This window comes from Mesorhizobium sp. P5_C1, assembly GCF_054049815.1.
This window is the reverse complement of record NZ_JBFULQ010001294.1, coordinates 1-678: the sequence shown is the minus strand read 5'-3', so window position 1 is coordinate 678 and position 678 is coordinate 1. Positions and strand designations below refer to the sequence as shown.

General features: G+C 58.1%; 1 protein-coding gene. It reads right to left on the bottom strand.

Features of this window, described 5'->3' with window-relative positions:
- Positions 1 to 68: 68 nt before the first annotated feature.
- A partial coding sequence (locus ACXJ7R_RS35455; protein ID WP_457155851.1) for a glycosyltransferase family 2 protein occupies positions 69 to 678 on the bottom strand: 610 nt, incomplete at its 5' end.

Here is a 678-nt window from a genome sequence, read left to right as displayed (position 1 = left end):
GTCGAAGGCGGACGGTAAAAAGCTCACTGTTTGCGGCGCATGTTTTGGTTTGCGCCGCCGTCGGTGGTTCAGGAAAAGAGCCGGAAGCGGGCGAGATACCAGATTGCCCTGACCCCATCGCGCCATCCGATTTTCTTGCCTTCCTCGTAGGTGCGGCCGAAATAGCTGATGCCGATCTCGTAGATCCGCCAGCGGCCGGCAAGCGCGATCTGGGCGCTGAGCTGAATTTCACAACCAAAGTCGTTGCAGGTCAGACGAAGCCGGCTCATGACGTCTCGCGTGAACATCTTGTAGCAGCACTCGATGTCCGTCAGCGTCTGGTTGTAGAGAAGATTGAACACCAGGGAGATGAAGCGATTGGCCAGATAATGGTGGAAATAGAGCGAGCGATGAGGCCGGCCATAGAAGCGTGAGCCGTAGACGACATCTGCAACTTTTCGCCTGACGATAAGGTCATACATAACGGTCCAATCCGCAGGATCGTATTCAAGGTCCGCGTCCTGGATGACGATGACGTCGCCCTCAACGGCCGCCAGCCCGGTCTGCAGCGCGGCACCTTTTCCGCTGTTTCTGTTGTGATGGAACACGCGCACGGTGACCCGGGCAATCTCCGGTTCCTCGGTGAAGACCAGACCTCCGTCGATGTCGACGGTCAGGGACGTGGCGCAGCGAGAACCG